Consider the following 3,087-nt stretch of genomic DNA (forward strand, 5'->3'; position numbering starts at 1 on the left):
CAGGTATTGTTTTAATTTGAAGTGAGAACCTTATTTTCTCAGTATCTGGCCGTGGCTCCTACCTATTTCGCCCCCTAAAACTGTCCGAAGTATTGATTCTACCATAACCAAACAATTCCACGGAGAGAAGATAAATATATCTTTTTCTCAAGAGTTCGCCTCACCACCTCCCAGCCCTATTCACTATAGATTCGCCGCCGTCCAATACTTGCTGCAAAAGTTATCTGAAACTAACTCACATATATACACGAAATTTAACCACCTCAAATGCTAAGCAAAATATTTTTACTAGAGCTAGATTACTCATCCTTGGCACACATGAAAGCCATCATCAGCAAGTTCGATATAACGAATTACCACCAAAAAATTTTATTTCCGTGCCGCAACTACCACAAAGCAGTCAAAATGTGATGCACCACTCAGTTTTTAAAGAGAGTCCCATTTATTGGTCAACGGCAAGTCGAGCAAGTCGTTTGGACCATAACGTCGATGTCTTTTTGTCTGGTGCCGAGATGTCAGTGGTATCGCTCCCAGCGTAACAAGTAAGGAATATCTCTATGAATATCTTTATGCAAAAGAAGATTCGCCTATTTTTAGCATTTTCTGTGATAGGCTTGCCCTGCCATGCGACAACACTGCCCAGTCCACCGGATACACCTTCGGAGACTGAAATGGGAACCACTGAACAGATTGAGCTGGGAAGACTATTATTTTTTGATAAGGAGCTAAGTGGTAATCGAAATATTTCCTGCGCAACTTGTCATCACCCCCTCACCCACACCGGCGATTCACTTTCCCTCTCGGTGGGAGAAGGTGGTCAAGGGCTAGGGGCGTTCCGCACTACAGGCTCAGGTTACGATGCGATTGCTGAGCGCGTACATCGTAATTCACCCGCTTTATTTAATCTTGGGCAACCCAATGCGACCCATCTTTTTCATGATGGCCGAGTGGCCATTGACCCCGAGCAAGAATCTGGCTTCATCAGCCCTGCGGGCTCAGATTTACCACTCGGGCTGAATAATATTGTTGCCGTGCAAGCTATGTTTCCAGTGACATCAGCGACAGAAATGGCAGGGCAAGGCGACGAAAATGAAATTTCAGCCGCTGTTGCTAACGGTGATCTGGCAGGCCCCTCCGGCGTCTGGGAACTATTGGCACAAAGGTTAAGCCATATACCAGGATATTTTGACCTATTTAAAGCGGCTTACCCCGATCAGATTGATAGTTCTACTGATATTACCTTCATAATGGCAGCTAATGCCATCGCAGCATTTGAAATCAGTACCTGGTCAGCCCGCAATGCGCCTTTCGATCAGCAATTGCGCGGAGAAAATGTGATGAGTGATTCAGCATTACGTGGAATGGTGCTATTTAACGAGAAAGGTTGTACCGGTTGCCATGGTGGCCCCCTACAATCAGATAATCGCTTTCATGCCATCGCAATGCCACAAATTGGCCCGGGTGAAGGAGATAACACCGATGGTTTTTCCGACGGTCTCGAAGATTTCGGCCGCGAACGTGCAACCATGGATATTGCTGACCGTTATAAGTTTCGCACCCCCTCCTTACGTAATGTTGAACTGACAGCTCCTTATGGACACGCCGGCGCTTATGCGACATTGGAAAATATAGTAAGACACTATATTAACCCGATCGGCTCTCTGATGAATTACGACCAAAATCAGGTGGTGCTGCCATCAAGAGTTGATTTAGATTCCATTGATTTTGTAGTTATGGACACCCCTCTGCGAGTCGGCGCCATAGCCCAAGCAGCGCTTCGCGAACCGCAACTCCGGCCTGTAAATATGACACCAGACGATGTCGCCGATATCGTAGAGTTTCTAAAAGCACTTACCGACCCGGAAAGCATAGATTTAACTGATAATATCCCCTACTCAGTACCTAGTGGACTGCCAATTATAGACTGACAAGGAAAATGTATGTTGGGTGTGATAGCATCACGCCCAACCGGCCACTGTATACCCACCCGTCAACTCACTACAGACAATGCCCGCACCAAAAATACACTGTGAAATATAACTAACTATGGGGAGTTTACTATTAATCTGCTTTCCAGATTATAAATGACCCCACCTCGCCATAGCCCATTGCCCTAATCACCGCTTCATTATCAAATGAAGGCAGGCTCTGGAGCTTATCAAGCAACTCAGAAAAACCTCGGGCATCATTCGACACTGCAACTTCCTTCCCTTTGTCCCTACTCACAAACATCCAGTATATATCTTCTGCATACGGACCTAAATTAATGGTATTAATGATAATTTCATTCACTTCAGACCATTGGATTTGTTCTTCAAATTTACCGGGAACAACCCTCCTTACTCTCTCTCTGTCAAACTCTACGAATTCTTTTTTTAACTCAGCTCTGTTTTCATGCCATCGCTCAAGAAGTGGTGAAAATAAAAAACCGATAAAACAGAACAAAAAGAACACGCCTACCCATAAGGCTCCATCACCACCTCCGTCTTCAGCCACAACAAACATTAAAATAGCGAATGCCAACGAGGAAGCTGCGTGTAGACAAACTCTTAATCTATATGGAAATTTCACAATGACCTTTACCTCCAGATTATCTCCAACCTAAATCAACCCAAGTGATATTCATCAATTGAACTAAGGGATTCCGAATTGTTTTGGCATTCCAATAAGAGGGAAACTTTTTATATCCAACGCCACCCATAAAAATAGAAACAATAAGGTTTGCCTATGTACATTTCAGATACCACACCCATAACTCCAACTCCACCAGGTACCCACCACCAGACACAAAGAGATGATTCATAGCAAAACCAGGGGTCCAACAAGAATTATACGCATCTACATCAGAGGTTAACAGCTTACGCTAGAAATTACGGGGGTGTTGTGATAGCTAATCAATAGGATTTTACATAGGCGCACTAGGCTCCTCGATAAAGACTTTACTTTCAATTAGGTATGCCTGTTTTAAAAATGCAAGACTTACGGAAACTCTTTCAGGCACTCGCCCGCTTTATGTCAATTATACTGCCGTATATCAATACTTCGGACAGTTTTAGGGGCGAAATAGGTAGGAACCACGGCCAGATA

The 3,087-nt window shown here is 44.3% G+C and carries 2 protein-coding genes; one reads left to right on the forward strand and one right to left on the reverse strand.

Annotation, left to right across the window (positions count from 1 at the left end; translation table 11 throughout):
• Positions 1 to 557 precede the first annotated feature (557 nt).
• A complete protein-coding gene (locus tag MO867_RS21265; RefSeq protein ID WP_252472856.1) occupies positions 558 to 1,928 on the forward strand; it encodes a cytochrome-c peroxidase in 1,371 nt (456 codons plus the stop codon).
• A gap of 133 nt (positions 1,929 to 2,061) precedes the next feature.
• Here the strand turns inward: MO867_RS21265 and MO867_RS21270 are convergent, their stop codons facing one another.
• The gene (locus tag MO867_RS21270; RefSeq protein ID WP_252472858.1) at positions 2,062 to 2,571 is read right to left on the reverse strand and encodes a hypothetical protein; all 510 of its coding nucleotides are present in this window, start codon (positions 2,569 to 2,571) and stop codon (positions 2,062 to 2,064) included.
• Positions 2,572 to 3,087: the final 516 nt, after the last annotated feature.

Origin of the sequence: Microbulbifer okhotskensis, assembly GCF_023895975.1 — a bacterium.
In the GTDB taxonomy this organism is placed as follows: domain Bacteria; phylum Pseudomonadota; class Gammaproteobacteria; order Pseudomonadales; family Cellvibrionaceae; genus Microbulbifer; species Microbulbifer okhotskensis.